This is a genomic window from Sphingobacteriales bacterium (genome assembly GCA_016711285.1).
Classification (GTDB): Bacteria; Bacteroidota; Bacteroidia; order Chitinophagales; family UBA2359; genus JADJTG01.
In genome coordinates this window covers 280,626-306,326 of record JADJTG010000014.1, presented here as the reverse complement: position 1 = coordinate 306,326, position 25,701 = coordinate 280,626, and the positions used below count along the sequence as shown (strand labels likewise).

Genomic DNA, 25,701 nt, shown 5'->3' with positions numbered 1-25,701 from the left:
CTATATAATAAATTTTAGTAACCATATTCTTGAAAAAGTTAAAACGGCGTGTTGGCAACTTAGCAAAATACGCCGTTAATACCAAACTTATTTTACCACGAAACAATAAGAGCCTGTTTCCCAGTAATCCAATAATTTTAGATTATCTATGCTATGAACATAAGCACTGTCAGGAGAGGCTAAAAACAAATGACGGTTATTATCTCCTCTGTTATTGGTGGAATAGCTTACATAAAGGGGCTGTTTATATCTACATTCTTCATCAATTTCAAATTCCATATCTCCATCGGAAATCAGAGACCCCATTCTAAGATGATAGATACCTTTTTCTTTGGGGATAAGGCCAAAGCGCAGACGGTAGCGGTGTTCTGCTTCAGAAAAATCAAATTGCAACTGATAAGAAACTCCGCCATCATTAAAATAAAAAGGATTTATTTTTCCGAGTGCGACAGTGTATTCCAATGGAATATGGATATCGTGTGCCGAAGTTGTATCTATTTTAAGTAAGCCAAAGGATCCTTTAAAATCAAAGTCGTGCAGGTGCCATTTTTCGCCAATGTTGAAGATGTCGGGCAGAGTATCGGAAAAATCAGCATTGAACCAAAGTGTATCGCCCACTACCAAAGTATCGGGGGTGCCTTCGGTGTGGAAAGGTATTTCTATTTCATAGTAACCGTGGCAGTCATTGTCTTTGATGCGGCAACCACAATCGCTAAAAAAAAGGAACAGCGTGAAAAAACAAAATAGAATGATTTTAGTAGCCATATTCTTGGAAAAGTTAAAACGGAGTGTTGGCAACTTAGCAAAACACGCCGTTAATACCAAAACTTATTTTACTGCAAAACAATAAGACCCCTGTTGCCAGTAATCCTCACTCTTGAGATTATCAAAGCTATATGTATATAAAGAATCAGGCGAAGATAGAAATAAATAGCGATGATTATCTGCATTATTATTGGTGCTATAGTGAAAAAAACCGTTTCTTTCCCTCTACAACACGGGTCTATATTATAACGATCTGATATTGGCAAGATAAAACTTCCGAAAAACAAATGATAAGTTCCCTGCTCCTGGGGTACTACACCGAAACGTACAGCGTAGTGGTGTGTATCAGGGGAGAACTCTGCCTCAAAGTCATTAGAAATACTGCCCGTACTGTAATAAAAAGGAGAAACAGTTCCTTTAATAACCGCTATATCAAAATTACGGGCGGCATCTTTTACCGTATCTTTATCCAAACGAAAGATGCGAAAACTGCTCCTAAAATCAAAGTCGTGCATGTGCCATTTTTCGCCGATATTGATAACATCAGGCAGAGTATCGGAAAAATCGGCGTTGAACCAGAGCGTATCGCCCACTGCCAAAGTGTCGGGCGTGCCTTCGGTATAAAAAGGCAAAGTGAGCTTATACACAGAAGGACAGTGCTTTATTTTAGTACAGCTTACCGCTATTAAAACACAAAAACATAAACCTATATAATAAATTTTAGTAACCATATTCTTGAAAAAGTTAAAACGGCGTGTTGGCAACTTAGCAAAACACGCCGTTAATACCAAACTTATTTTACCACGAAACAATAAGACCCCTGTTTCCAGTAACCAACTCCTGACCCGTCCGGAGTTTCTATTGCCTGGATAAAAAGTGAATCCGGCGAACCCAATAATAAATAGCGATTATTGTCACCATCATTATTGGTAGAACAATAAATTAGCATCTCTTCTTTTCCTTTACAATCAGTATTCAATAGAAGTGGAGATACCAAATCTATTCTACTCCAAAAACTTATATGAAAAACACCTTTTACCTTGGGAACCAAGCCAAATTTTAGCTTATACCGATGCTCTTTATACCAAAAAAAGATATTATTATAGACAGTACCATTGCTGAACAACACAGATTGAATAGTACCTATACCATTTATAATATCTATAGTATTGATGTTATTATATTGTGCTATGGTAGAATCTATCTTTGATATTCCAAAAACACATTGAAAATCAAAATTTTCTAAGTGTAAATAACTGTTTTCATTGGCAAAATCAGTGAGGGTATCCGAAAAATCGGCGTTGAACCAGAGCGTATCGCCCACTGCCAAAGTATCAGGGATGCCTTGGGTGTAAAGAGGCAAAGTTAGCTTATACACAGAAGGACAGTGCTTTATTTTAGTACAGCTTACCGCTATTAAAACACAAAAACATAAACCTATATAATAAATTTTAAAACACAAAAACATAAACCTATATAATAAATTTTAAAACACAAAAACATAAACCTATATAATAAATTTTAAAACACAAAAACATAAACCTATATAATAAATTTTAAAACAAAAAAACATAAACCTATATAATAAATTTTAAAACACAAAAACATAAACCTATATAATAAATTTTAAAACACAAAAACATAAACCTATATAATAAATTTTAGTAGCCATATTCTTGAAAAAGTTAAAACGGCGTGTTGGCAACTTAGCAAAATACGCCGTTAATACCAAAACTTATTTTACCACGAAACAATAAGAGCCTGTTTCCCAGTAATCCAATAATTTTAGATTATCTATGCTATGAACATAAGCACTGTCAGGAGAGGCTAAAAACAAATGACGGTTATTATCTCCTCTGTTATTAGTAGAATAGCTAACCATAAGAGGTTGCTTGTATCTACATTCTTCGTCTATATGATATCCATTATTAAAATAGTAATCATCGGAAATCAGAGACCCCATTCTAAGATGATAGATACCTTTTTCTTTGGGGATAAGGCCAAAGCGCAAACGGTAGCGGTGTTCCGTTTCAGAAAAATCAAATTGCAACTGATAAGAAACTCCGCCATCATTAAAATAAAAAGGATTTATTTTTCCGAGTGCGACAGTGTATTCCAATGGAATATGGATATCGTGTGCCGGAGTTGTATCTATTTTAAATACCAAAAAATAGCCTTTAAAATCAAAGTCGTGCAGGTGCCATTTTTCGCCAATGTTGAAGATGTCGGGCAGGGTATCGGAAAAATCAGCATTGAACCAAAGTGTATCGCCCACTGCCAAAGTGTCGGGCATTCCTTCGGTGGAAAAGGGTAGTGCCACCTGATAGTGTTCGTGACAATCCGAATCTTTGAAGCAGGAAGCCAACAGCAACAGCGATGATATTATGATTATTCTAATAGCCATATTCTTGGAATACCAAACTTATTTTATCACAAAACTCATCATGTTGTAAAAATTTTTTTGATTAAAAAATTAAAACTATCGCTTCTAAAATTAAACTCTTTGCGTCAAAACTCCAAATTTTTAACACTTTAAGAGCAAGTCGGGAGCGTGGTATTGATAGATAAAAAACATTAACTTAACATAATGTTAATTATTTTACAAATTGATTTATAAAAACAAATACAGGTTTTTACTTTAAAATGCGCCAATTGGTAGGGTAATAATTGTTGTAGCGATTGGGCATTAGCTTTAGCCAGCCAAGCGGCAGTCCATTAAATTTTGCCAAAGTCCAGCCGAAATTTTGCGATACATTTTTTAATTCAAAATTTTCTTTTTTTAAATAAGATTGTGCATCTGATATATTTAATTCAATGCTTTGTAATTGATTGTTTATCATAGTATTTAAAGCCAATTCGTGAGATGGAATAAAATCTTTTCCTTTAAATTCGCCCAATAAAATATATTCGCTGCGCGGCATATTGGCGGTGCATATTTTCAAATTTTCATCGTGTAACGGAGTCACGGCAAATATTTGTCCGTTGGGCAACTTTAACCAATTCATCATATATAAAAAGGTGTCCTCTATCCAAGGTGTCAGCATTTCTTTTTCTTTGCTATTTAACATAATATTTTTACTTATTACATTTTTATTTCCTTTGTTTGTCGCTCCGTTTTCGCCCTTTGTTTTGCGAAAAACAGAACAATAAAAACCCTCGCCCGCCACACGATGCGGATAGCAATGATAGTGATAACTTTGCCGGAATTTTACCTCCTCCACCCCCCAATTCACTGCTAAGGATAAGCGCAACGACTCAAAACCTAAATCTAACAAAGCAACTGCATTTTCTTCGTTTTCGCGCTGATTATAAGTGCAGGTGCTGTATATCAAAATACCTCCTTTTTTGACCAAAGGCGCGGCAGCCTGCAAAATACTGCGCTGTCGGGCAGCACAAAACGCCACTGTTTGCGGCGACCATTCTTCCATCGCACTCGCCTGCTTACGAAAAAGCCCCTCGCCCGAACAAGGTGCATCTGCCAACACCACATCAAAACAGCCCCGCATCGCCGCGAAATCGCCCACTTGCTGCTGCGTAATAAAAACATTTTGCCGCCCCCAACGTGCTATATTCTGATACAAAGCTCCTACCCTGTTTTTGATGGCTTCGTTGGCGATGAGCGTACTGTGCGGGTGTATCGCCGAAGCCAATAAAGTAGTTTTCCCGCCGGGCGAAGCACACAAATCTAATACAGACAAAGGCGAACTACAGTCGCTGTGGTGTCGTATAATATGGTCAATGAGCATAGAGGAGGCTTCTTGCACATAATAGGCTCCGGCGTGCCAAAGTGGGTCGTGAGCAAAATTCGGACGCTGCGCCAAATAATAAGCCGACTCGCACCAAGGAACGGCAGCCGCCAAATCAAACAAAAGCGGCGCAACTTTCTGCGGGTTGAGGCGAATGCTCACCGACGAATCCTGCTCCATTACAGCCGCCAATTTCCTGCTCTCCTGCTCCCCTATTTGTTGTTGCATTTGCTCTAAAAAAGCCTTCGGAAGTGTTTTTAATGGGGAGTTTACCTGTTTTTTTTCTTGCAAAATATAGATATTTTAATAAAAAATATAAATTTGAATAAGTAAGATTAATAATTTTTTTTATAACCTTAGCTTCAATTTAGAGATATTTTTGTTCGTAAAATAACATTTTACAAAAACTTTCAATTACTTTCGCAAAAAAATGATGTTTAAACTTTATTTTTAATTGATTTTATCTCTACTTTATACTGAAAATCTAAAAAAATGAAAAAAACAATTGTTATTATTAGTGCCTTTTGTGTACTGTTTATATTAAGTATTGTGTCGGCGTGCAAGCACGACATACCTGAAATTGTGGATATTACGGACACTACGGATAATCCGATAGATACAACGGATAATCCCATTGATACTACCAATACCAACAACGACACACTTGCCATTGATTTGAAACTGACTAAAACTGTCAGCACAAGCACTGTCACTGTGGGGGATAATATTACCTATACTATTAGCATCAGCAACGAAGGCGATACCATCGCAACAGGCATCAAAGTAAAAGATGTGTTGCCCGCCGGACTCGATTATGTGTCTTCGGTGGCGAGCAATGGCACTTATAGCTCCCCTATCGGCGAGTGGTCAATAGGTACTTTGACAAATGGCAGCAATGCCTCTCTTTTAATTACTGCTAAAACTACTGCTGCAGGCACGGTGGTAAATACGGTTCAGGTAGTCGCCGCCGACCAGGAGGATAAAGACTCTACACCCAATAACAGTAGCAGCAGCGAAGACGACCAAGCCTCCGTATCGGTGGTAGTAAACTCGCCTGTGAATACAGACCCCTGCTCCCCCGATTCTGTGTATTTTTCACAACAAGTATTACCACTTCTGTTGGCAAACTGTGCTATGGACGCTTGCCACGATGCTGTTTCGCCAAAAGAAGGTGTGAATTTAACCACTTATGCCAAAGTAATGCAAACAGGCGGTGTCAATGATTTCAGCCCTTTGCAAAGTGAACTCTATGAAGTATTGGTGGAGGATAATCCAAATAATGTTATGCCCCCTCCGCCTTATGCTCCTCTGAGTGCCGACCAAATTCAGCTTATTTATAAATGGATAGCACAAGGTGCGCTCAACCTCACCTGTACCCCTGATACCGATACCTGCCCTACCGATAATATGAGTTTTTCTCAAGACATTGCGCCCATTTTATCATCTAATTGCGGAGCGTGCCATAGCACGGCAGCACACCTGGGTAATGTTATTTTAGATACTTACACGGGTGTAAAATCAAAAGTAGATGAAGGCTCTTTGTTGGGGGCAATTAAGCATCAAAGCGGATTTTCAGCAATGCCACCCAGCGGCACTATGTTGCCTGAATGTGATATTACCAAAATTGAAGCGTGGATTAATCAGGGCGCATTAAATAATTAGTATTTTTATTTATAATAAATTTATTTACAATAAAATATATGAATATTATTCGTTTTACAGCTTGTGTCTTATGCGCAATATTTTTTATTTCCTTGTCAGCTTGCTATTATGATGTAGAGGAGGAATTATATCCCGCAAATACTGATACTACCCAAAATTGCTACTCTGACACTGCTTCATACAGCACGCATGTAGCACCTGTTTTAGCAACTAATTGCTACGGTTGTCATGCTCAAAATTTGGCATTGGGTAATATTGTGGTGGATAGCTATGCCACTGTAAAAGCCTTAGTTGATAATGGCAAACTAAAAGGTTCGGTTAATCACGAAAGCGGATTTTCAGTAATGCCGCCTTCGGGTCAAAAATTAGGAAGTTGTGATTTGGAAAAAATCAACGACTGGATTGCAGGGGGTGCTTTGAATAATTAAAGAAAACTCAGAAAACATTTTTTTATTAATATTAAAAAATCAAAAGAAGAAAAGATGAAAAAAATTATTTTGATTTTGTTGCTGCTCGGAATTTTGGGCGGCACATATTACGGCTATGCCGAATTTAATCGCGAAGCTGTCGATGTGAGCAAAGCCGCTGCCGACCTCAACATCAGCTCTACTGATTTAGTGGCAGCCTACAGCAACGACGAAACCAAAGCTAATACCGACTATCTCAACAAAACCATTGCTGTGCAGGGAACAGTAAAAAATGTGAGCAAAGACGACAAAGGTGTGATTACTTTAGAACTCGGCGACCCTGCCGAAATCAGCAGCGTGAGTTGCCAGATGGACGAGCGGCACAATGAAAGCGCAGCCTCCATTAAACCCGGCGATAATGTAAAAGTCAAAGGCATTTGTACCGGAATGCTCACCGATGTAGTACTGGTACGCTGTGCTCTTGAAAAATAATTTTTCACCTCAAACAAAACAATTTAATCAATTATCTTTTATGAAACGCTTATTCTTGTTAAGCATTGCAATGATTTTTGCAGTAAACAGTGCACAAGCACAACGTTATTTTACCAAAAATGGCACTATTTCTTTCTTTTCCAAATCATCTGCCGAAAACATTGAGGCAGTAAATAAAAAAGTAAGTTGCGTGGTAGATGCCGCCACCGGAAAAATGGAATTTGGAGTATTGATGAAAGCCTTTGAATTCGAAAAAGCCCTGATGCAGGAGCATTTTAATGAAAATTATGTGGAAAGCGACAAATTTCCCAAAGCTACTTTCAAAGGTAAAATTTCCAATATTTCTTCGATAGATTTCCAAAAAGACGGCACTTATCCGGCTGTTATTTCGGGTCAGATGACGATGCACGGCGTTACGAAAGACATTAACGCCAAAGGTACTTTTACTATAAAAGGCGGTAAAGTGAGCGGCAATTCCGAATTTAATTTATTGTTGTCGGAATACGATATTCAAATTCCGGCTTTGGTGAAAGAAAATATTAGCAACAGCATAAAAATTACCGTAGATGTAGCCTTAGAAGCTGCGCCTTAGTTGCTATTGAATATGTTGTTCTGTTTTTTGTTTTTGTAATTATATATCTGCCCTTGTGCTTGGATAAGCGCAAGGGCTTTTTTTATTCATGCTTCTATTTATTTTTATTCATTTTTATGAAACACATTTTACTTGTTTTTACTTTATTAATTACTGCTTTTCAGGCAACTGCACAAGAGGAGGAAGATAGCTTGTTAGATGCCCTCGGACCCGATGAACCCGAAACCGAATATGTAATTTCTGCTTTCAAGTCGCCGCGTGTCATCAATGCCCACTCGATGGAAATGCTTCACAAAGGAGCTTTGGATTTCCGTATTTTGCATCGTTTTTCGGAGTTGAGCGGCGGTGCTTATGAGTTTTTTGGCTTAGATGGAGCTACTATTCGTTTGGGGTTGGACTATGGGATTTCCAAAAATTTCACGGTTGGCGTGGGGCGCAGCAGCTACCGCAAAGAAATAGACGCTTACGCTAAATACCGCCTTGCACACCAATCTAAAGGGAAGCGTGTGTTTCCGGTGTCCGTTATTCTTGTGTCGGGAATAACGTACAATACGCTCAAATGGTCAGAGCCGGAGCGCGAAAATTACTTCACTTCGCGTTTGGCGTATTATCATCAATTAATTGTAGGGCGCAAATTCAGCGATGCTTTTACGCTGCAACTCGCCCCTACCCTCGTGCACCGCAATCTTATCGCCGATACCGAAGACAAACACGATATTTATAGCTTAGGCATCGGAAGTCGCCTGCGCCTGAGTCGCCGCGTAGCCCTCACATTGGACTATTTTTATGTTGCCAACGGCTATGCGGAAAGCGTTTTTTATAATCCGCTTTCCATCGGTTTTGATATCGAAACCGGCGGTCACGTTTTTCAACTGCATTTCAGCAATACCTCCGGTATGAACGAAAGAGCCTTTATCACCGAAACCGCCAACGATTTCACCAAAGGCGACATTCATTTCGGATTTAATATTTCAAGGATTTTTCAAATAAATTAAAAAAACATATTGCCATAATAACAAAAGCGGCGGTCTTTTTCAGACCGCCGCTTTTGTTATTTAAACCGCATAAAAAACAATAGTTCATCACTACTATCTTGAAATCACTAACTTTTCGGTACGGCTGTCCTGCTCGCCTGTGTAGCGGAGGGCATAAATACCATTCGGCAAATCGGCAATAGAAATATTAAAAATGCGGCTGTCGGCATTTTTAACCTGCTTCATCAATTGCCCCGACATATTGTAAATCTCCAATACACCTGTTTCTTCTACCAAGATATTCAAATTATCCTGTGCCGGATTAGGATAAAATTGTAAGGTTTTTGTATTCGGTAGTATATAATTTATATTTTTTATTGTGTTGCGCTGTGTTTTTGCAACAGCAGAACAAGGCTGTATCACGGCATCAAATACTGAAAATGTATCGGCATTTACATAAAAATCAGGGAAAAAGTCTATGTAATTTCCGGCGTTATAAAGCACGGTGTAGGCAGTGCCGCTATATCCAAAATAAACGCTGTTGTAAGCATTGATGACAGAATCCACGCTGACAGTATAAGTGCTGTCGCTCAGATTATCAGAGGGGGTCATTAAATCTATTGTTATTTCGCAGGTAGAGGTCGGCGGGCAGGGCTGATAAGTACCGATGGGAAAAGGAAGAGTAGCCGTAGCGTTGGTTGTTTGAAAATCCAAAGCATTTTGCCCACTGTATGTCCAGTCGGCGGTATCAAAGGTAGCCGTTGGCGTTGCACAATCATTGCGATATGCCCAACCGTCCATATACAACCAAGGCAAGCCGGTAGCAGAAGCATAAGTTATATCGCCAAAAGTATCACTGACTGAGCCTTCACAAAATATTTCAATAGCATCATCACCATTTACGGCTACTGCACCACTGATATAATCAGGAGCAAAACCGAAAAAATCAGCAAAACCGAGGCTATCACTCGCCACATATATAAATGTACCTGCCGCCGCACTCACCGCTGGAAAAGTAAACTCTTGTCCATCGCTACCGCCGCCGTTGTTGGCACTGCCCAAACCGTAAAGGCTCAAATTAGCAATATTTTCTATCACATACAATTCTACAGCTTTGGGTACGCCGCCTGTAAGAGGACCATCAATGATACCTGTCATCAACAAAGGACAAGCAATAGTACCGCCGCCGGAAGATGTGCAAGGCGCGGGTGCGGTGAACAGATTAGAGATAGTAAGCGCACAAGTGGGGTCGGCACTAAATGAAGCACTTACACTGACAGACAAGCCATCGGCGGGCAAATTGGTGAGCGTGACAGTTTGCGGGCTTACGCCAATGGCAAAACTTTGTCCGTTCACTATCAGATTTCCGGTAGTGGGTGCATTGGAATATGATACTATAATATCCTGAGTGTAAGTGAGTGTAGTGCTGTCGCAAGCTCCGGTAGTACCTGCCGCCAAAGAAATAACACTACACACAGCCCCACTATTCGGATAAGTCACTGTAAAGTCGGCGTATATCGGATAATGGTCTGACATAGTGCGGAGTTCATTTTTTAAAGCGTTTGTACCATCTAATACATCACCGTTCATCGGCACACCTTCTTTTCCAAAAGGCGAATACGAATTGGCAACATAAGCAATGTCAGGAATTGAGCCGCCGCCATCTGCATTTTTAGCACTATTATCCATCCAGATAAAATCAAAACGGTCATCTAAGCCGCCGCCCGCACTACTGTTGCCATAGGTGCTGGGTGTATAGTTGGCAGAAATGGGTGATTGTGTAAATGCCGCCGTACAGCAGGAATTTTCACGCGTCCAGGGACCTATTACATCATTGAGATAATTATTGGGGTAATTGGTGGTATTAATGAATTGTCCGTAAGCGGGTTCATATACAGAAGAAGAGGAATTGGTGTAGTTGGCACTGTACATATTAAAATCGCCGCCCACAACAATATTGGCAGAAATGCCTAGATTGTTTTCTATATAATTCATCAAATCAATAGCTCCCACTTCGCGAATATAGGGGTTATCGGCACCGCCTGCTTTATCACCAGCTTTGAGGTGTACGCCGAAACAGTCCAAATAGGTTTTGATACCATGTATCGGCAAATTGGGGTCGTTGAAATAAAGTTTGTAGTGGGCGTGATTGCGCGGACTCAAATTGCCGGCGGCAGTAGTTGTAGTCGGCGGAATAATCGTAGAGGCTTCCAATGTGAGCAAAGCTGTGTTGTAGAAAAACATAATACCCAAATCGCCGCTGTTTTGCGCACTAAACATATTGGTGCGAGCATACGTTTTGCTGCTTTCGTTGTTGAGGCCGGCGAGCAAAGCATTTGCTTTGGTAGCGTCAAAACCTACAAACTCCTCCATAATAATAATATCAGGATTAATGGCGGTGGCAATCAACGAAAAATCGTGTATGCGTGCCGTATCATTTCCTAAAGTATTGTTATTGCTCGGATTAGGAAAATTGAGCAAATTATAGCTCATTACCCGAAAAGTGGCGTTTTGTGATTGCATCGCCATACTACAGAAGCATATCCATACTAATATGCCAAAAAATCTTTTCATACTCTTTTTTTCTTTATTTTATTAGGGGTTTTTAAAAACAAAAACCCTCAAATTTACGACATAGATTGTTCTTATTTTAAGTTTTTTTTTTTTTTTCACCAAAAAGAGTTTTACATTAAAAAAACTGCTACCTTTGCACGCCGAATTCAATACGGTAAATTTTTGTACCGTATTTACTCACAAAATATTATGCAACAGAATATCCGAAACATTGCCATCATTGCCCACGTTGACCACGGAAAAACGACTTTGGTGGATAAAATGCTCATTATGGGCAAACTTTTCAAAGACCACGAACAAGTCGGCGAACTGATTATGGACTCCAACGACTTGGAACGCGAGCGTGGCATTACTATCGTTTCCAAAAACGTTTCGGTTCGTTATAAAGAATATAAAATCAATATTATTGACACACCGGGTCACTCCGATTTCGGTGGGGAGGTGGAGCGTGTACTCAATTTGGCTGACGGCGTTATTTTGCTCGTCGATGCCTTTGAAGGACCGATGCCACAAACCCGTTTTGTATTGTCAAAGGCTTTGGCTTTGGGCAAAAAACCGATAGTAGTGATTAATAAAGTAGATAAAGAAAATTGCGCCCCCGACGAAGTACACGAAAAAGTATTTGATTTGATGTGTACTTTAGATGCTACCGAAGACCAATTGGATTTTCCCTGCTTATACGGCTCTGCCAAACAAGGTTGGATGAATCATTATTGGAAACAAAAAACAGACACTATTGCTCCGCTTTTAGATACCATTATTGAGCATATTCCTGCTCCGAAAGTGTCGGAAGGAACTACTCTAATGCAAATTACTTCTTTGGATTATTCCAATTATATCGGTCGTATTGCGGTGGGGCGTTTGTTCAGAGGTTTGCTCAAAGAACGCCAACAAGTGTTACTCATCAAAAGAGATGGTGCACAACAACGCTGCCAAATCAAGGAATTGTATGTTTTTGAAGGTTTTGGCAAAAAGAAAGTAGAGCAAGTGGAGGCGGGTGAGATTTGTGCATTGGTAGGTTTGGATAATTTTGAAATCGGCGATACCATCAGCGATATTGAAAATCCGGAAGCAATGGCTCCTATTTCTATTGATGAGCCTACGATGAGTATGACTTTTACCATCAACGATTCGCCGTTTTTTGGTAAAGAAGGAAAATTTGTGACTTCGCGCCATATTAAAGAGCGTTTGGATAAAGAATTGGAGCGTAATTTGGCGATGCGTGTGCTTCAAACCGATAGCGCAGACCGTTTTCAGGTATTTGGGCGTGGTGTATTGCACCTTTCTATTTTGATAGAAACTATGCGCCGTGAGGGCTACGAACTCCAAGTAGGACAACCGCAGGTTATCATTAAAGAAATAAAAGGTGTAAGATGTGAGCCGATGGAAGAACTCACAGTGGACGTACCCGAAATGTATGCCGGCAAAGTGATTGATACAGTTACGCGCCGCAAAGGAGAGATGCTCAATATGTTGCTCAAAGGCGACCGCAATATTCTGGAATTTGTTATTCCTTCGCGCGGTATCATCGGCTTGCGCAGCGATTTGCTCAACCTCACTGCCGGCGAAGCTGTGATGTCGCACCGTTTTCAGTCTTTTGAACCCTACAAGGGCGAAATAGAAAAACGAATCAACGGCTCAATGATTTCAAAAGAAACAGGTGATGCCATTGCTTATTCTATGGATAAACTCCAAGACAAAGGTACTTTCTTTATTCACAATGGCGAACCAGTTTATACCGGACAAGTGGTCGGCGAAAACAACCGCCCGGGCGATTTGGTAGTAAATTTGTGCATTACCAAAAAACTCACCAACGTGCGAGCTTCGGGCAGCGATGATAAAGTGCGCCTTGCTCCGCCCAAAAAACATACTTTGGAGGAGGCTTTGGAGTATATTCAAGATGACGAACTTGTGGAAGTAACGCCTACCTCATTGCGCTTACGAAAAATTCACTTAGACGAAAATGAGCGCAAACGCGCTAAAAAAGTTGCCGGTATTGTTATATATGAGGAGGAAGTAGAGCAATAATAGCTTTTTAGTTGGAAAAATTAATAAAAAAGCCCTGAATATTAAAAATATCAGGGCTTTTTTATTAACAACAACTGTTCTTCTATTTCTTTTAGCAGTTCTAATTGCTGCGCCTGACTTTCAAACAGCACTTTGATTTGTTCCTGCAACAATAAATCTATTTTTTGATGCAAAGCTCTGATTTCTAATTCTGCTTTTAAATTAATAAGGTAATCGTTTTCGCTTTGTTTTCTGTCTTTTTCCTCTTGTCGGTTTTGGCTCATCATAATAATAGGTGCTTGCACTGCCGCAATACACGAAAGTATCAAATTCATTAAAATAAAAGGATAAGGGTCAAAGATGCTTTGCAAGGGTGAAATGGTATTGTACAATATCCAAAGCAGCAATACCATAAAAAAACTGATAATAAATCCCCAACTACCCCCAAATTTTGCTACTTTGTCCGAAATCAAGTCGCCTTTAGACAATATTTCTTTGGGAGGGTGCAATAAATTGTCCAAAATAAGTTTTTCATCATCAATCGTTTTATGAACAATTTTTCTCAATTTCTCTAATTGTTCACTTTCTGTTATTAACAGGTTTTTAATATCTTTATCCATTATTAATTATTTTTAGTAAAAAAACAATTTACTGCAAATCAATTTTTTATATATTTTATTAGTTGTACAATAGATGTAAAAACAATAATTATCAGTACCAAATAACGGAATACTATTTCGGAGGTATGCTGCAAAATAATTTTACCGATATAACTCCCTACTATGCTGATGCCAATAAGAAAAGGAATTAAAACCAAGTGTTCTTTTAAAAAATAACCGTTGCTCACATATATGATTGCTCTGCTGCTATCAACTCCCAAATCAATGAGGGCGGAGGTGGCAATAAATATATCTTTCGGCAACTGAAAAGCCGCCAGCGTAAGTCCCCGTATAGCTCCGCCCGTACCCACCAAACCCGCCAATAAACCCGACATCATTCCGCCTATATACAGGTTGGTATTGCTTTTTTTGAGTGTTTTATTAAAATTCAATAATAAATAGACAGAAAGCAATACCAATATCACATTCATCATCAGTTCTAAGGGGCGCGTGGGCAAAAATGCGGTGAGCCAAGCTCCTACTATCACAAACAATACCGCCGGTATGCCCAATTTAAGGACAATATCGCGGTGTATGCCCTGCCGAAATAAAATAATTTTTGATAAATTACTAAAAACGTGGAATACTGCCGTAATGCCCAGCACTGTTTTGAAATCAAAGAACATCGCTGCCACCGGAACAAATAAAATAGAAGAGCCAAAGCCCGATACCGTACCGATAATTTCGGATACAAGTGCCAGCAGGATAAAAAGGTAATATTCCTGAAGTATTTCCACCATTTTCTTTGATATAAATATGGTATAATAAAAAAGAATTAGCCTGCAATGGAAACGCCTATCATTCTGCCAATACCGAAAGTGATAGCTGCCGCTACCAAGCCGAACAATACCTGCCGGAAGCCGGAATACCAAATGCTTTTTCCGGTGAATAAAGTGATGGCAGCACCGATACCGAATAAGCCCAAAGCACTCAGGGAAGCACTGGTCAATACGGCTTTCATACCGCCTGCAAAGAAAAACGGAATAACAGGAATGATAGCTCCTACCGCAAACAGCACAAAAGAAGTAATAGCGGCTTCCATTGCCGAGCCTTGCAGCTCCTCTGTATTAATTCCTAATTCTTCTTGTATCAATACCTGATGCGCTTTTTCTTTGTCGTTGATGATATTTTTAGCCATTTGGCGGGCACTTATTTCATCTATACCTTTTGCCATATATATTAATGCCAGTTCTCTTTCTTCGCCTTCAGGATTATTTTCTAATTCTTCCAACTCCAATTGCATTTGGTTTTCCGAAAGTTCCTGCGAACTCTTTACCGAAATCCACTCGCCCAAAGCCATCGACAAAGCCCCTGCCAGCAAACCCGCCAATCCGGTGAGCAATACTTCTTTTTGCCCGCTGCTTGCTCCTGCAATCCCCATCACCAAACTAAAATTTGATACTAAACCGTCATTACCACCCAAAACCGCCGCACGCAGCGCATTGCCGCCTACGGAGCGATGCCTTTTTTCAAAGCGTACCAGCGTACTGCCCGCTATATCTTTGTGGTTGGCTAAAATGTTTTGCAAAATGCTCACATGCGCCGTATCGGATAAAGAAATATCGCTGTTATAGGTTTTACGCGCACGCAAAACAGAAGATGACAGGCTTTTTTCGGTGTCCATCAATACTCCCAAAATATAATCATTGCCGAAAATTTTACCGATTTGTTTTAATATTTTTGCCCTGCCGGAGGGTGTCGGCATCTTTGAAATATCTATATTGTTCTTTTTCAGAAAAGCTATCGCGTGACTGTTTTCAATGTCACTCATCTCATTAAAAACTTTGGCTACATGCGGGTCATTTTCGGCTTCGGCGAGTGTTTTATACAAAAAACTTGCATCTACTTCGGTCTGTATTTGTTGTAAGTTGCTCATTAAAATAAAAAAATGTTTTTATTTGCTTTTGACAATTCGGTAAAGATATTCAATACTCTATATACAACATTATTTATCTGTTTTTTTATTCAAAAACCACCATTTGTTTTTTTTAAACATAAAAGATTATGGCAGTTGCTTTGCTTTCTTATTCCGATGTTTTGGCTTATCTCTACGCTCAATTGCCGATGTACCACCGTATTGGAGCAGCGGCATACAAAAAAGATTTGACCAATACCCGCGCTCTTTGTACTATACTTGGCGAGCCGCAGCAGTATTTTCCGACCATTCACGTTGCTGGCACTAATGGCAAAGGTTCTGTTTCGCACGCTGTTGCTTCCATGTTGCAGGCGGCGGGCTACAAAGTGGGGCTTTATATTTCGCCGCATTATTTAGATTTTCGCGAGCGCATCAAAATCAATGGCGAATATATCAGCGAAGCGGAGGTAGTGGATTTTGTGCAGCAATATCGCCTTCAGTTTGAAGCCATCGCGCCTTCTTTTTTTGAACTCACCGTAGCAATGGCTTTTGAGCATTTTCGCCGCCACGCCGTAGAGGTAGCGGTGATAGAAACCGGTTTGGGCGGGCGACTCGACTCTACCAACGTCATTACGCCTTTGTTGTCGGTGATTACCAATATCAGCTACGACCACCAGAATATGCTCGGCAATACATTGTCCGAAATAGCTGCCGAAAAAGCGGGCATCATCAAGGCGGGTGTGCCGGTGCTGATAGGCGAGCGACAAGCTGAAACCGAAGTTGTTTTTGTGCGCACTGCCGCCGAAAAAAATGCCCCTCTCCTTTTTGCTGATGAATGTATTGAAATCGTCAATATACAACACGATTTGTCGGCAATGGAGTTGTTTTTTTATGATAAAAAAGAAAAAAACAGAGCCTCCGCACCCTCCGCAGCGATTTGTCGGCTTCGTACCAACAAAAAAACCTCCGCACTACTTTGGCGGCGGTGCATTTATTAAAACCCCACTTTCCGAAATTGTCGTGGCGGGCGGTTAAAAACGGTTTGGCGCGCATCAAACGGAATACAAAACTGATAGGCAGGTGGCAGATGCTGGCAAAAAAACCGCTCCTTATCGCCGACAGTGCACACAATGAAGGAGGTATGGCGGAATTATTGAAACAAGTGGCGCAATTGGATTTTGAGCAATGGCACTGGGTGTATGGCTGTGTGAAGGATAAAGATGTGGCGGGTATTTTGAAGCTGTTGCCCGCACAGGCGCGCTATTATTTTTGCAAACCCGACATTCCGCGCGGTTTGGAGGCAGAACACTTGGCGGCGGCGGCACAGCAAGCGGGCTTGGAGGGCGAAGCCTACACTTCGGTGCAGGCGGCATTGGCGGCGGCACAACAGGCAGCAAAGCCGGAAGATTTTATTTTAGTGGCGGGAAGTATTTTTGTGGTGGCGGAGGTGCTGAGTATAGATTTTTAGATTTTTTTAAAAACATTTACCTCTAAAAAGTCAGCGTTTGAGCATACCATATTTCAAAATGCAGTATAAAGCACGAAAACCATCTTTCCAACCTATTTTTTTGCCTTCGGCGTAGGTGCGTCCATAGTACGAAATGCCCACTTCGTAGATACGAATGTTTGGAATACGCGCCATTTTTGCTGTGACTTCCGGTTCAAAACCGAAGCGTTTTTCTTTAAAACGGATAGACTGGATAATTTCGGTGCGGAACATTTTGTAGCAAGTTTCCATGTCGGTAAGGTTGAGGTTGATGAACATATTTAAAAAACCTGTAAGAAACTTATTGCCGATAGTATGCCAAAAAAACAAAATACGGTGCGGTTTGCCACCCATAAAACGCGAGCCATACACCACATCAGCGAAGCCGCTCAAAATAGGTTTGAGGAGGATATTATATTCTTGGGGGTCGTATTCTAAGTCAGCATCTTGAATGATGAGGATTTCGCCGCTTGCCCTTGGCAATGCCGCTATGCAAGGCAGCCCCTTTTCCTTGATTGCGCTCGTGTTGAAGATATACTAAATTCAAATCGGGATAAGTACGGCTATATGCTTTTACTACCATTTCTGTATTATCCTGCGAAGCATCATTCACTACAATCAGTTCCTTTTTCAACTCACCAATTAAAACAACCTCACGCACTTTGTCTAAAATAGTGGTTATTGTGGCGGCTTCGTTGTAGGCAGGAATGATAATAGAGAGCGTTTTGAACATAGTTTTTATAGATTAATTTTGTTGTAGTTGCTTCTTTATGATATGCAAATAAGGGTATTTTTTTACATATTCAGGCAAAATATATGGGCTATGGTCTTCAAAAGCAGCAATTTTGATACCTTTTTCAGCCAATTTGTTCATATCTTCCTCCGAAATCCACCAATGATACGCACTCAAACCTTCATTATAAAACATCACATCAGTATGTTCATATTCCGGCACATTCATCACTATATTTACATCTGCGGGAAGTTCTTTTTTCAAATTTTGATAAATGGCTTTATTGTGAAGACGAACTTGCATTTGTGGGTTATTTTGGCGATAATTCCACATATCAAAAGGGCGTAATGAAAAAAATAAAGCTATAATAAATGTATATGCCGCCAATATCTTCATATTTTTATGGATAAAAAATTGCAGTATTTCATTGAGCACTAATGCAATAAAAAGCATACCCAAAGGAGCTATTACAAAAAAATAGCTGGGCAGCTTTGTTTTTACTAACAACGAGAAAAACAAAAAAATAAGCGTAAAATAAAATAATACTGAATTAGATAAAGTGCGATTAAAAATGGAGCGTTGATACAGTAGCAGCAACATACCCGGAAAAATCAGCAGCCATAAGTGTTGCCCAAAATAGAGATGAAAGTTATCAAAATAAAATTTAACAGAACCTTCGTGTCCTTCTACTGCGTGCCAAATATGTTGAGTGTTATAAGTAAATTCGTGCTGTGCCTCTTGTGGAAATGCCGAATATATATATATCTGCCAAGGCAGAAAAATAAGCACGCAAATCAAAAGAGCCGCCAATAAGTGCAATAGCTGTTTTTTGTTTTGGTGATGATACCAATCAAACAAAACTTTGATGCCCCAGCCCGAAAATACCAACAATCCCGTGAGCCACTTATTTAAAATAGCACACCCTGCAAAAAAACCGATGAACATTGCCCATTGGAGAGTATTGCGGCGGAGGTATTCGCTGTATGCCCAAATACTCGCCAACACATAAAAACCGAAAGCCACATCATTATGCTCCATTCCGTGATAACCCGAAATCAACTCTAAATGGTAATTGGAAAACCCCAACAGCGCGGCGGCAATGAGTGCAGTGCTTCGTTTGTAGGTAGTCAAAAGAGTAATGCGATACAAAAAAAACACCATCACCGTACCCATCAAAGCACTGGGTAGTCGCATTGCCCACTCCGAAACCCCAAAAATTTTCATACTCAATGCCATTTGCCATAAAAAAAGCGGTTGTTTGTGTAACCAAATATGATTACAACACCACGCTGTATAATCATAGCCCACCGCAGGCAAAGCATTGAGCATTGGCTTAAAAGGATGTACCATCATATTTTTTGCTACCAACGCATGAAAACGCTCGTCCCAGCTATGTAAGAAAGGGTCTAAATGAATAGCAAAGATACGCAGTATAAAACTGATCAACAACAGCACTAATACTATCAAATTTTTTCTTATGGATATACCCATAAAACGGCATAAAGTATAAATAAAGAAGAAGAATTACTCGTCAAAAGTAATAATTTTTAAATTGTCCATATACAAATCTTTACTTCCGCCGTACCGCTCTAATTGCACACACAAGCGGTTCCATTCTTTTTGTGGTATTTTTGCATCAAAATAAAGTGTTTTTTGACTGCCATCATCTAAAAAACGATGTGTTTTAATCCAGTTAGCTTGTATTTCTGTAGAATCCTGATAAAATTTCATCAGAAATAACACCTGCTGCCAGCTATCCCATTCTTTAGAAGGGCAGTTAAAATCTGCCGACACGCGTACCCATTTTTTGATATGCTCGGCAGGCTCTATGCAATAGCGGGCAGTGCTTTTGAGGGTTTCGCTCACTTTAAGTTGCTGTTGATTGGCATAAAAAACGGCATTGGCAGTACTATCTTTATCAAAATTATTTTCGTACAATGTGTTGAGGCTTATCCCGAAATACATATTTATTATCCAATAGTTTTTTATCCTCCTCCGTTGCCTGCCATCTGCCCAACCCGCCAGTAGTAGGCTTTTGATAAATCCATTACCTGAAACCTGAACACTTCAAACCAATTTTTTGCTTTCGTATCCATTCCACCAAAGCACCCAAAGGAAACAAAAGCAAGGGATAATATTGCACCATTGCCCTGCCCGCCGTACCTCCATAATCCCAAACGTCCCAAGCTGTTACGATATAAAAAGCAAGCAATATAAACATATATATCATATAAGTATGAATACGGCGGCGATAAAACAGCAATAAACCTGCAAAGGGTAATATCATCATCGGACAAAAACGCCACCACCCGCAGCGGTAACTCAGCAAATAATCCTGAATATGCGGGTGCAACCAGCTAAATCCTTCTTTTTGGTAACTATATACCAAATATTCCCCTGTTATTGTTTTCCAATACAATATTTGTATGCCGACAACAACCATAACAGACACAGAAAACACTATAACCTTGAGATAATGTTGCTGTATAAATTTTAACCGCTCACCAAATTGTCGGAAATACACAATACCAAAAAGCAAAGGTATTAATACACTGATAATTTCTGTGGGTCGTATCAATGCAGCCAAACCACACAAAAGCCCCAATAGCGAAGCAAAATAAAAAGTGGGGTTTTGGTAAAATATATTGCATACATACAACAATAAAGCATAAATCAAAAATAAAGTATTATGCGTCATTGCTTGGTCAATAGAAGAATAATTCAGATAATTCGTACCGATCACCAATATTAATAATAAAATAGCCACACTTCTATCGTCAAAATAACGCAACAAAACTTTGCGCAGCACCCATAAGCCCAGTATTGCATATACAAACATACCTACTCCTATACAAATTTGATATGGAAACGAAAACCCATCTGCCGGATAGTGCTGCGAGTGACTTGCCCAATAATGCGCTACAAAAAACCAAGGCAGCATCGCTATTGCCTGTCCTGATGCGTATTTCATTACATGGTTACCAGATTATGCAAATAGGCTTGTTCGAAGGCAGGAGACGGATAGTATTTTTGAATAATATCATCACCAAAAGCACAATGGCGGAGGTCCTTATAAATAAAAATAGCGGGCAAATACATATAATAACCTGATACGTCCCAAGACAACGTGGCTTCTGTACGGCTTTGTTTCCATTTGGGATAAAAGAAAAAAGCTATATAGAACATCACGATATAACAAACAGTTAAACTAAATAGACTATATTTTTTCATAATTAATGTGTAAGGGTACAAATTTATTTATTTTCATTTAAATTAAGAAGGTTATGTTTTTGATTAAATCGCAAAAAATATGCTTATATAAATATAAATAACACACATAATAAATACATATAGTAAAATAATAATAAATTTATTTCAGCTACCCCACTGCTTATTATTTTTTAAAATTAACAAGCGCAATTTTTTGATAGTTAGAATTTTTTTGCATTTTGTTCATTTTTAAATTACGTTCAAAATTAATGAAATTAATAAATAAATAATATTTATCTATCTTGATTTATATTTGATTGTATTAAAAATCTATTTATTTGTGCAACACAGCGATTTTATACTCCAACAACGCAGCCAACTTATCAAAACTGAAGCCTATCGGTTGGGGTTTGAATTTGCAGGAATTTCGGAAGCCGGCTTTTTAGAAGAAGAAGCCCCACGCTTGGAGCGTTGGCTGCAACAGGGTATGCACGGAACAATGAATTATATGGAGCGATATTTTGATAAGCGTTTAGACCCGCGCTTATTGGTGGAGGGAGCGCGCTCGGTAATTTCGCTGTCGTATAATTATTATCCCGAACAGGTTTTATATCCTCATACTCAAAATGAATCGCCGCAAATTGCACGCTATGCCTACGGCGAAGATTATCACGATGTCGTCAAACTAAAACTAAAAGCATTACTGGATTTTATCCGAATACATATCGGCGAAATAAACGGCAGGGCTTTTGTAGATTCTGCCCCTGTATTGGAACACGCCTGGGCACGCAAAAGCGGATTAGGCTGGATAGGAAAAAACGCTTTGCTTATCCATAAAAACAGGGGATCTTATTATTTTTTGGCGGAACTTATCTGTGATTTGCCCTTGCAAGCCGATGGAGCAATTAAAGATTATTGCGGTACTTGCACACGTTGCATTGATGCCTGCCCCACACAAGCTATTACACCTTATTGGGTGGACGGCAGCCGCTGCATTTCGTATCTGACCATAGAATTAAAAGATGCTATTCCGGCGGAGTTTGGCGGCAAAACCGACAATTGGGTTTTTGGCTGCGATGTGTGTCAGGAAGTATGCCCCTGGAATCGCTTCGCCCGCCCACACAAAGAAGCTGCTTTTGCCCCTAATTCCGAATTACAACAGATGGGGTACAGCGACTGGGTAGAGCTTACAGCCGAGGTTTTTGGTCGCTTATTTAAAAAATCGGCGGTACGCCGTACCAAATTTGAGGGGCTGCAACGCAATATTTTATTCTGGCAACAGCATAAAAGAAAAAAATATTAAATAAAAGTTTTGTTTTTGAAAAAAGGATTTTAGTTTTGCACACGCAAACGAGGCGGGGTAGCTCAGCCGGTTAGAGCGCAGCACTCATAATGCTGAGGTCGGGAGTTCGAGCCTCCCCCCCGCTACTTTATTGTTTTGCTCAAAAAAAGGATTTTGAATCGGTAAAAAGGTTTAAAATCCTTTTTTTATTTTATTATTGTATGCGCTGCCCTACCCTATTCCACCGTATAGCCTGCGACTGGTAAAAAGTCTTGCCCTGCCTCAAGGACTGCACAATATGAGTGGCTTTGCCGATAAGGTGCGTTTCGGGTACAAAGCCCCAAAAGCGCGAATCAATAGAATTGTGGCGATTATCACCCATTACAAAATAATAATTATAACGGAAAGTATAATGTTGTGCCGGTGCATCATTCACATATACCTGCTCTCCTTCTATTTTTAAAGTATTGCCTTCGTGTTGTGTAATACAAGTGCGATAATAGATGGCGTTCAATGGTGTAAGTGCGATGCTCAGTCCTTTTTTTGGAACAATAAGTGGTCCGTAATAATCACTGTTCCACGAAAAATAGCGTGTATCCTGCGGATATACATCTTCTGTTGATACTCCTTTATCGCGTATGGATTTTTTTATCCACAATACCCCTTCGCTTTTTTGCAGCGAATCGGCTTGTTGCGGCTCTAAAGAAAACTGATAGAAATTGGGTAATCCCACTTTTCTGCCGCCTTCAAGTACGCCGCCTTTAGCTAAACCTTCCCAATGCTGCGGCGGAAAACTGCGGTGCGTCTGCATCAAATACTCAAATTGTCCGAAAGGCGGCAAAGGCTGTTCTTCGCCGTTTATCCACAAATGTGTACCCACAATTTCCAATGTATCGGCGGGCAAAGCCACACAGCGTTTCACAAAAGTTTCGCGGCAATCAATCGGGTTTTCGTGGTCTTTCGGATAATTAAATACCACCACATCATTGCGCTGAACCGAACTCCACGCCGGCAAACGCCAATAAGGAAGTTGCAACCACGACAAATAGGATTTTCCGCCTCCGGCAAAATGATGCTGATGAAAAGGTGAAGCCAAAGGTGTAAAGGGGAAACGCGCACCATATATTAATTTATTTACCAATACATAATCATTTGCCTGTAGAGTTTTACTCATAGATGAAGAAGGTATCCAATACACTTCAAACACAAATACTTTGCTGAATACGGACACTACCAATGCAATTATAACAGCATACAACCATTCACGAGCGTTTTTATAAAATGTTGGCGACATACAGAAATTTATATCTTCGCCTCAAAATTAGAAGTTTTATCCAATTTATACGGCTTTTTTACGTCATCACAGCAGTTTTTACTTTGATAAAAAGCAGCAAACAGTAAAAAAAACAGAGAAGTCGAGCGGTAACGTATCAAAGCACCTACATTGTCCACCATCATACCAATAATACAAAATGAAAGCAGCGCAAAGAGCAATAAGAATGCACGAAAGATTGTCCAGTGAGAGGAGCTTTTATAAAAACAATACAAAACAGCGATAAATAAAACGACATTTTCCAACTGTGTAAATATCATAAAAACACTCCAGCGAGATTGAAAAAATGGCAACAGCCATACATTATACAAAGCATTTATGTTCACCGCCCACCAATTATGATAGTCGCTGCTGAGGCGCAACAAATAAATATCAGTATGCCCCGCATAAGCCTCTACAAAAATCGCTTGTGTATTTATAATTTTTTGCAGAATAATATCGCTGAAAGGCAAATAAGGCAACAAAAACCAAATTAATACGGGCAGCAATACCATTATCCACTTGCTTTGCTTTTGATATGAAGCAAAAAAACAAAAGCGAGCAAGGACACAAGGTGAAAATGCTAAAAGCCATGCCACTAACAAATATACGCGCAACACATACAACAATGCTGCAAATAAAAAAAACAAGAGCCAAGTCCACAAAATACGTTTTTTCAAATACTGCAAAGCATAAAAATTCATTGCCGACAGCAGCAAAAAACAAACACCGTCTTTGTGCAGACCACTTGTCCAGAATATTACAGAAGGTACGCAGGCAATACCCAAAACAATCCATATATAACGTTTGTATTCATCAATTTCAAGGTATTCTTTGAGAAGATGCCACCAATAGATTACTCCCAAAAATGATACAAAAGCGGCAAATAGTGCGTGTACTTCATAGTAGCCGCCCGACAACAAACGATATGCAATATTTAAGCGCAGCATAAAATAATTGGAACTGTCGCGCCATACGCCAATACGGTCTATCAGATTAAGTATTTCTGTATCTTGCGTAACAACGCCATTAGCTCCTAACCACATCCGAAAAAAAAGCCGCCAGTTTCCATCGTGCAAAGTTTCAAAAATGGTATTGGCATTTTTCAAAAATTCCCAAGTATCTCCTCCTCCATAGTATTGTGCATGGAAATAGCCATATAATAAGGCGCAAAATACTTTTAGCGTAAAAAATGCTGCCAATACAACAAAATTAATTTGTGTGTCTAAAAAATGGCAAACGATAAATAATGAACAAGAATATTATATAATACAACACGAACAAATACAAGGCGGTAATATCCCAATCCATACGCTTGAATTTATCTTATTAAAGTGATATTGCCTTCGTAGGTTTGTGCCGTACCATCATCAAACTGGGCAGTGGCATAATACACATATACACCTGCTGCCGCAATAGTTCCATTGCTGTAAGTGCCGTCCCAAATAGCAGCAGCATCGCTGCTTTCGGCAACCTGCGTGCCCCAACGGTCAAATATAAAAACATGAAAAGCGGTGAGGCGGTGCGAAAATCCCTGAAACACATCGTTGAGATGGTCGTTGTTGGGTGTAAAAGCGTTCGGAAAATGCAAATAGGGCGTGAGTACGGAGGAGGAGGTGGTGGGGGCGGAGGAGGAGGCGGAGGCGGTGGTGGCACGGGTATATTCACCTCAATATTAAACACCACGTTGTCGCTGCAACCCCATTCGTTGCCAACCGCAAAGGTAACTGTAGTATCCGCTTGCGGACGGATAGTTTGTTGCCACACAGGTGTATTATCGGTGCTGATACTTTGTATCCAAGTAGAAAAAAAAGTAGTTCCGACAGCACTGCTCGCCGTACCGATGAGTGTAATGCTGTCGCCTTGCTCAATAGTGGCAGTAAGCGGCTGCGCTTGCACCTGCACCTGATCAATGCTCGTAAAAACAGTATCGTAATAATAACAC

At 39.9% G+C, this 25,701-nt stretch carries 24 protein-coding genes, 1 tRNA gene and 2 pseudogenes; 10 read left to right on the top strand and 17 right to left on the bottom strand.

Features of this window, described 5'->3' with window-relative positions; genetic code table 11:
- Positions 1 to 87: 87 nt before the first annotated feature.
- From IPL35_14075 to IPL35_14055, 5 genes are all read right to left on the bottom strand, one after another.
- The gene (locus IPL35_14075) at positions 88 to 765 is read right to left on the bottom strand and encodes a hypothetical protein (protein ID MBK8444464.1); all 678 of its coding nucleotides are present in this window, start codon (positions 763 to 765) and stop codon (positions 88 to 90) included.
- A gap of 68 nt (positions 766 to 833) precedes the next feature.
- Positions 834 to 1,412 (bottom strand): hypothetical protein, encoded by a 579-nt coding sequence (locus IPL35_14070; protein MBK8444463.1) that lies wholly within the window; start codon positions 1,410 to 1,412, stop codon positions 834 to 836.
- Positions 1,413 to 1,558: 146 nt separating this feature from the next.
- Positions 1,559 to 2,143 (bottom strand): hypothetical protein, encoded by a 585-nt coding sequence (locus IPL35_14065; GenBank protein MBK8444462.1) that lies wholly within the window; start codon positions 2,141 to 2,143, stop codon positions 1,559 to 1,561.
- A gap of 357 nt (positions 2,144 to 2,500) precedes the next feature.
- On the bottom strand, positions 2,501 to 3,169 hold the full coding sequence (locus IPL35_14060) for a hypothetical protein (protein ID MBK8444461.1): 669 nt from the start codon (positions 3,167 to 3,169) through the stop codon (positions 2,501 to 2,503).
- A gap of 229 nt (positions 3,170 to 3,398) precedes the next feature.
- A complete protein-coding gene (locus IPL35_14055) occupies positions 3,399 to 4,802 on the bottom strand; it encodes an RNA methyltransferase (GenBank protein ID MBK8444460.1) in 1,404 nt (467 codons plus the stop codon).
- Positions 4,803 to 5,003: 201 nt separating this feature from the next.
- Between IPL35_14055 and IPL35_14050 the strand changes: the two genes are divergently transcribed.
- From IPL35_14050 to IPL35_14030, 5 genes are all read left to right on the top strand, one after another.
- Entirely contained in the window at positions 5,004 to 6,173 is a 1,170-nt protein-coding gene (locus IPL35_14050) for a DUF11 domain-containing protein (protein MBK8444459.1), read from the top strand.
- A gap of 92 nt (positions 6,174 to 6,265) precedes the next feature.
- Positions 6,266 to 6,601: a hypothetical protein gene (locus IPL35_14045; GenBank protein MBK8444458.1), complete on the top strand. Its 336-nt coding sequence runs from the start codon at positions 6,266 to 6,268 to the stop codon at positions 6,599 to 6,601.
- Positions 6,602 to 6,655: 54 nt separating this feature from the next.
- Positions 6,656 to 7,072, top strand: coding sequence for a hypothetical protein (locus IPL35_14040; GenBank protein MBK8444457.1), 417 nt, complete (start codon positions 6,656 to 6,658; stop codon positions 7,070 to 7,072).
- Between the two features lie 40 nt (positions 7,073 to 7,112).
- A complete protein-coding gene (locus IPL35_14035) occupies positions 7,113 to 7,664 on the top strand; it encodes a YceI family protein (GenBank protein MBK8444456.1) in 552 nt (183 codons plus the stop codon).
- Between the two features lie 116 nt (positions 7,665 to 7,780).
- Entirely contained in the window at positions 7,781 to 8,659 is an 879-nt protein-coding gene (locus IPL35_14030; GenBank protein ID MBK8444455.1) for a hypothetical protein, read from the top strand.
- A 93-nt stretch (positions 8,660 to 8,752) separates the two neighbouring features.
- On the opposite strand, the gene IPL35_14025 is transcribed toward IPL35_14030, so the two are convergent.
- On the bottom strand, positions 8,753 to 11,212 hold the full coding sequence (locus IPL35_14025; GenBank protein ID MBK8444454.1) for a T9SS type A sorting domain-containing protein: 2,460 nt from the start codon (positions 11,210 to 11,212) through the stop codon (positions 8,753 to 8,755).
- A 189-nt stretch (positions 11,213 to 11,401) separates the two neighbouring features.
- Here IPL35_14025 and typA point away from each other — a divergent pair, with 189 nt between their 5' ends.
- Positions 11,402 to 13,240: a translational GTPase TypA gene (gene typA / locus IPL35_14020; protein MBK8444453.1), complete on the top strand. Its 1,839-nt coding sequence runs from the start codon at positions 11,402 to 11,404 to the stop codon at positions 13,238 to 13,240.
- A gap of 50 nt (positions 13,241 to 13,290) precedes the next feature.
- Here typA and IPL35_14015 read toward each other — a convergent pair whose 3' ends face one another.
- Genes IPL35_14015 through IPL35_14005 form a run of 3 tightly spaced genes read right to left on the bottom strand, consistent with a single transcriptional unit; the run spans position 13,291 to position 15,754 of the window.
- On the bottom strand, positions 13,291 to 13,839 hold the full coding sequence (locus IPL35_14015; protein MBK8444452.1) for a DUF1003 domain-containing protein: 549 nt from the start codon (positions 13,837 to 13,839) through the stop codon (positions 13,291 to 13,293).
- A gap of 38 nt (positions 13,840 to 13,877) precedes the next feature.
- The gene (locus tag IPL35_14010) at positions 13,878 to 14,618 is read right to left on the bottom strand and encodes a sulfite exporter TauE/SafE family protein (protein ID MBK8444451.1); all 741 of its coding nucleotides are present in this window, start codon (positions 14,616 to 14,618) and stop codon (positions 13,878 to 13,880) included.
- Between the two features lie 35 nt (positions 14,619 to 14,653).
- Positions 14,654 to 15,754 (bottom strand): VIT1/CCC1 transporter family protein, encoded by a 1,101-nt coding sequence (locus IPL35_14005; protein ID MBK8444450.1) that lies wholly within the window; start codon positions 15,752 to 15,754, stop codon positions 14,654 to 14,656.
- A gap of 128 nt (positions 15,755 to 15,882) precedes the next feature.
- On the opposite strand from IPL35_14005, the pseudogene IPL35_14000 reads away from it, so the two are divergent.
- Positions 15,883 to 17,201: pseudogene (locus IPL35_14000) on the top strand (bifunctional folylpolyglutamate synthase/dihydrofolate synthase).
- Between the two features lie 30 nt (positions 17,202 to 17,231).
- Here the strand turns inward: IPL35_14000 and IPL35_13995 are convergent.
- The 5 genes and pseudogenes from IPL35_13995 to IPL35_13975 form a co-directional block, all read right to left on the bottom strand.
- A pseudogene (locus IPL35_13995) lies at positions 17,232 to 17,952 on the bottom strand (glycosyltransferase family 2 protein).
- Positions 17,953 to 17,964: 12 nt separating this feature from the next.
- On the bottom strand, positions 17,965 to 19,419 hold the full coding sequence (locus IPL35_13990; protein MBK8444449.1) for a glycosyltransferase family 39 protein: 1,455 nt from the start codon (positions 19,417 to 19,419) through the stop codon (positions 17,965 to 17,967).
- 57 nt (positions 19,420 to 19,476) lie between these two features.
- Positions 19,477 to 19,917: a hypothetical protein gene (locus tag IPL35_13985; GenBank protein MBK8444448.1), complete on the bottom strand. Its 441-nt coding sequence runs from the start codon at positions 19,915 to 19,917 to the stop codon at positions 19,477 to 19,479.
- An 82-nt stretch (positions 19,918 to 19,999) separates the two neighbouring features.
- Positions 20,000 to 20,923, bottom strand: a complete 924-nt coding sequence (locus tag IPL35_13980) for a hypothetical protein (protein MBK8444447.1) — start codon at positions 20,921 to 20,923, stop codon at positions 20,000 to 20,002.
- A complete protein-coding gene (locus tag IPL35_13975; protein ID MBK8444446.1) occupies positions 20,923 to 21,141 on the bottom strand; it encodes a hypothetical protein in 219 nt (72 codons plus the stop codon). The genes IPL35_13980 and IPL35_13975 overlap by 1 nt, the downstream gene beginning before the upstream one ends.
- A 379-nt stretch (positions 21,142 to 21,520) precedes the next feature.
- Here IPL35_13975 and queG point away from each other — a divergent pair, with 379 nt between their 5' ends.
- Together queG and IPL35_13965 are read left to right on the top strand one after the other, a co-directional pair.
- Complete coding sequence (gene queG / locus IPL35_13970) at positions 21,521 to 22,465, top strand: tRNA epoxyqueuosine(34) reductase QueG (GenBank protein MBK8444445.1); 945 nt, start codon at positions 21,521 to 21,523, stop codon at positions 22,463 to 22,465.
- 51 nt (positions 22,466 to 22,516) lie between these two features.
- Positions 22,517 to 22,590: transfer RNA gene (locus tag IPL35_13965), tRNA-Met, on the top strand.
- Positions 22,591 to 22,658: 68 nt separating this feature from the next.
- Here IPL35_13965 and lepB read toward each other — a convergent pair.
- The 3 genes from lepB to IPL35_13950 all read right to left on the bottom strand — a co-directional run bounded on the left by lepB (position 22,659) and on the right by IPL35_13950 (position 25,347).
- Positions 22,659 to 23,738: a signal peptidase I gene (gene lepB / locus IPL35_13960; protein MBK8444444.1), complete on the bottom strand. Its 1,080-nt coding sequence runs from the start codon at positions 23,736 to 23,738 to the stop codon at positions 22,659 to 22,661.
- 8 nt (positions 23,739 to 23,746) lie between these two features.
- Positions 23,747 to 24,958: a hypothetical protein gene (locus IPL35_13955; GenBank protein MBK8444443.1), complete on the bottom strand. Its 1,212-nt coding sequence runs from the start codon at positions 24,956 to 24,958 to the stop codon at positions 23,747 to 23,749.
- Positions 24,959 to 25,077: 119 nt separating this feature from the next.
- Positions 25,078 to 25,347 carry a gliding motility-associated C-terminal domain-containing protein gene (locus IPL35_13950; protein ID MBK8444442.1) on the bottom strand — a complete coding sequence of 90 codons (270 nt, stop codon included), beginning with the start codon at positions 25,345 to 25,347 and terminating at the stop codon, positions 25,078 to 25,080.
- Between IPL35_13950 and IPL35_13945 the strand changes: the two genes are divergently transcribed.
- Complete coding sequence (locus IPL35_13945; protein ID MBK8444441.1) at positions 25,342 to 25,665, top strand: hypothetical protein; 324 nt, start codon at positions 25,342 to 25,344, stop codon at positions 25,663 to 25,665. The genes IPL35_13950 and IPL35_13945 overlap by 6 nt on opposite strands.
- Positions 25,666 to 25,701 lie beyond the last annotated feature (36 nt).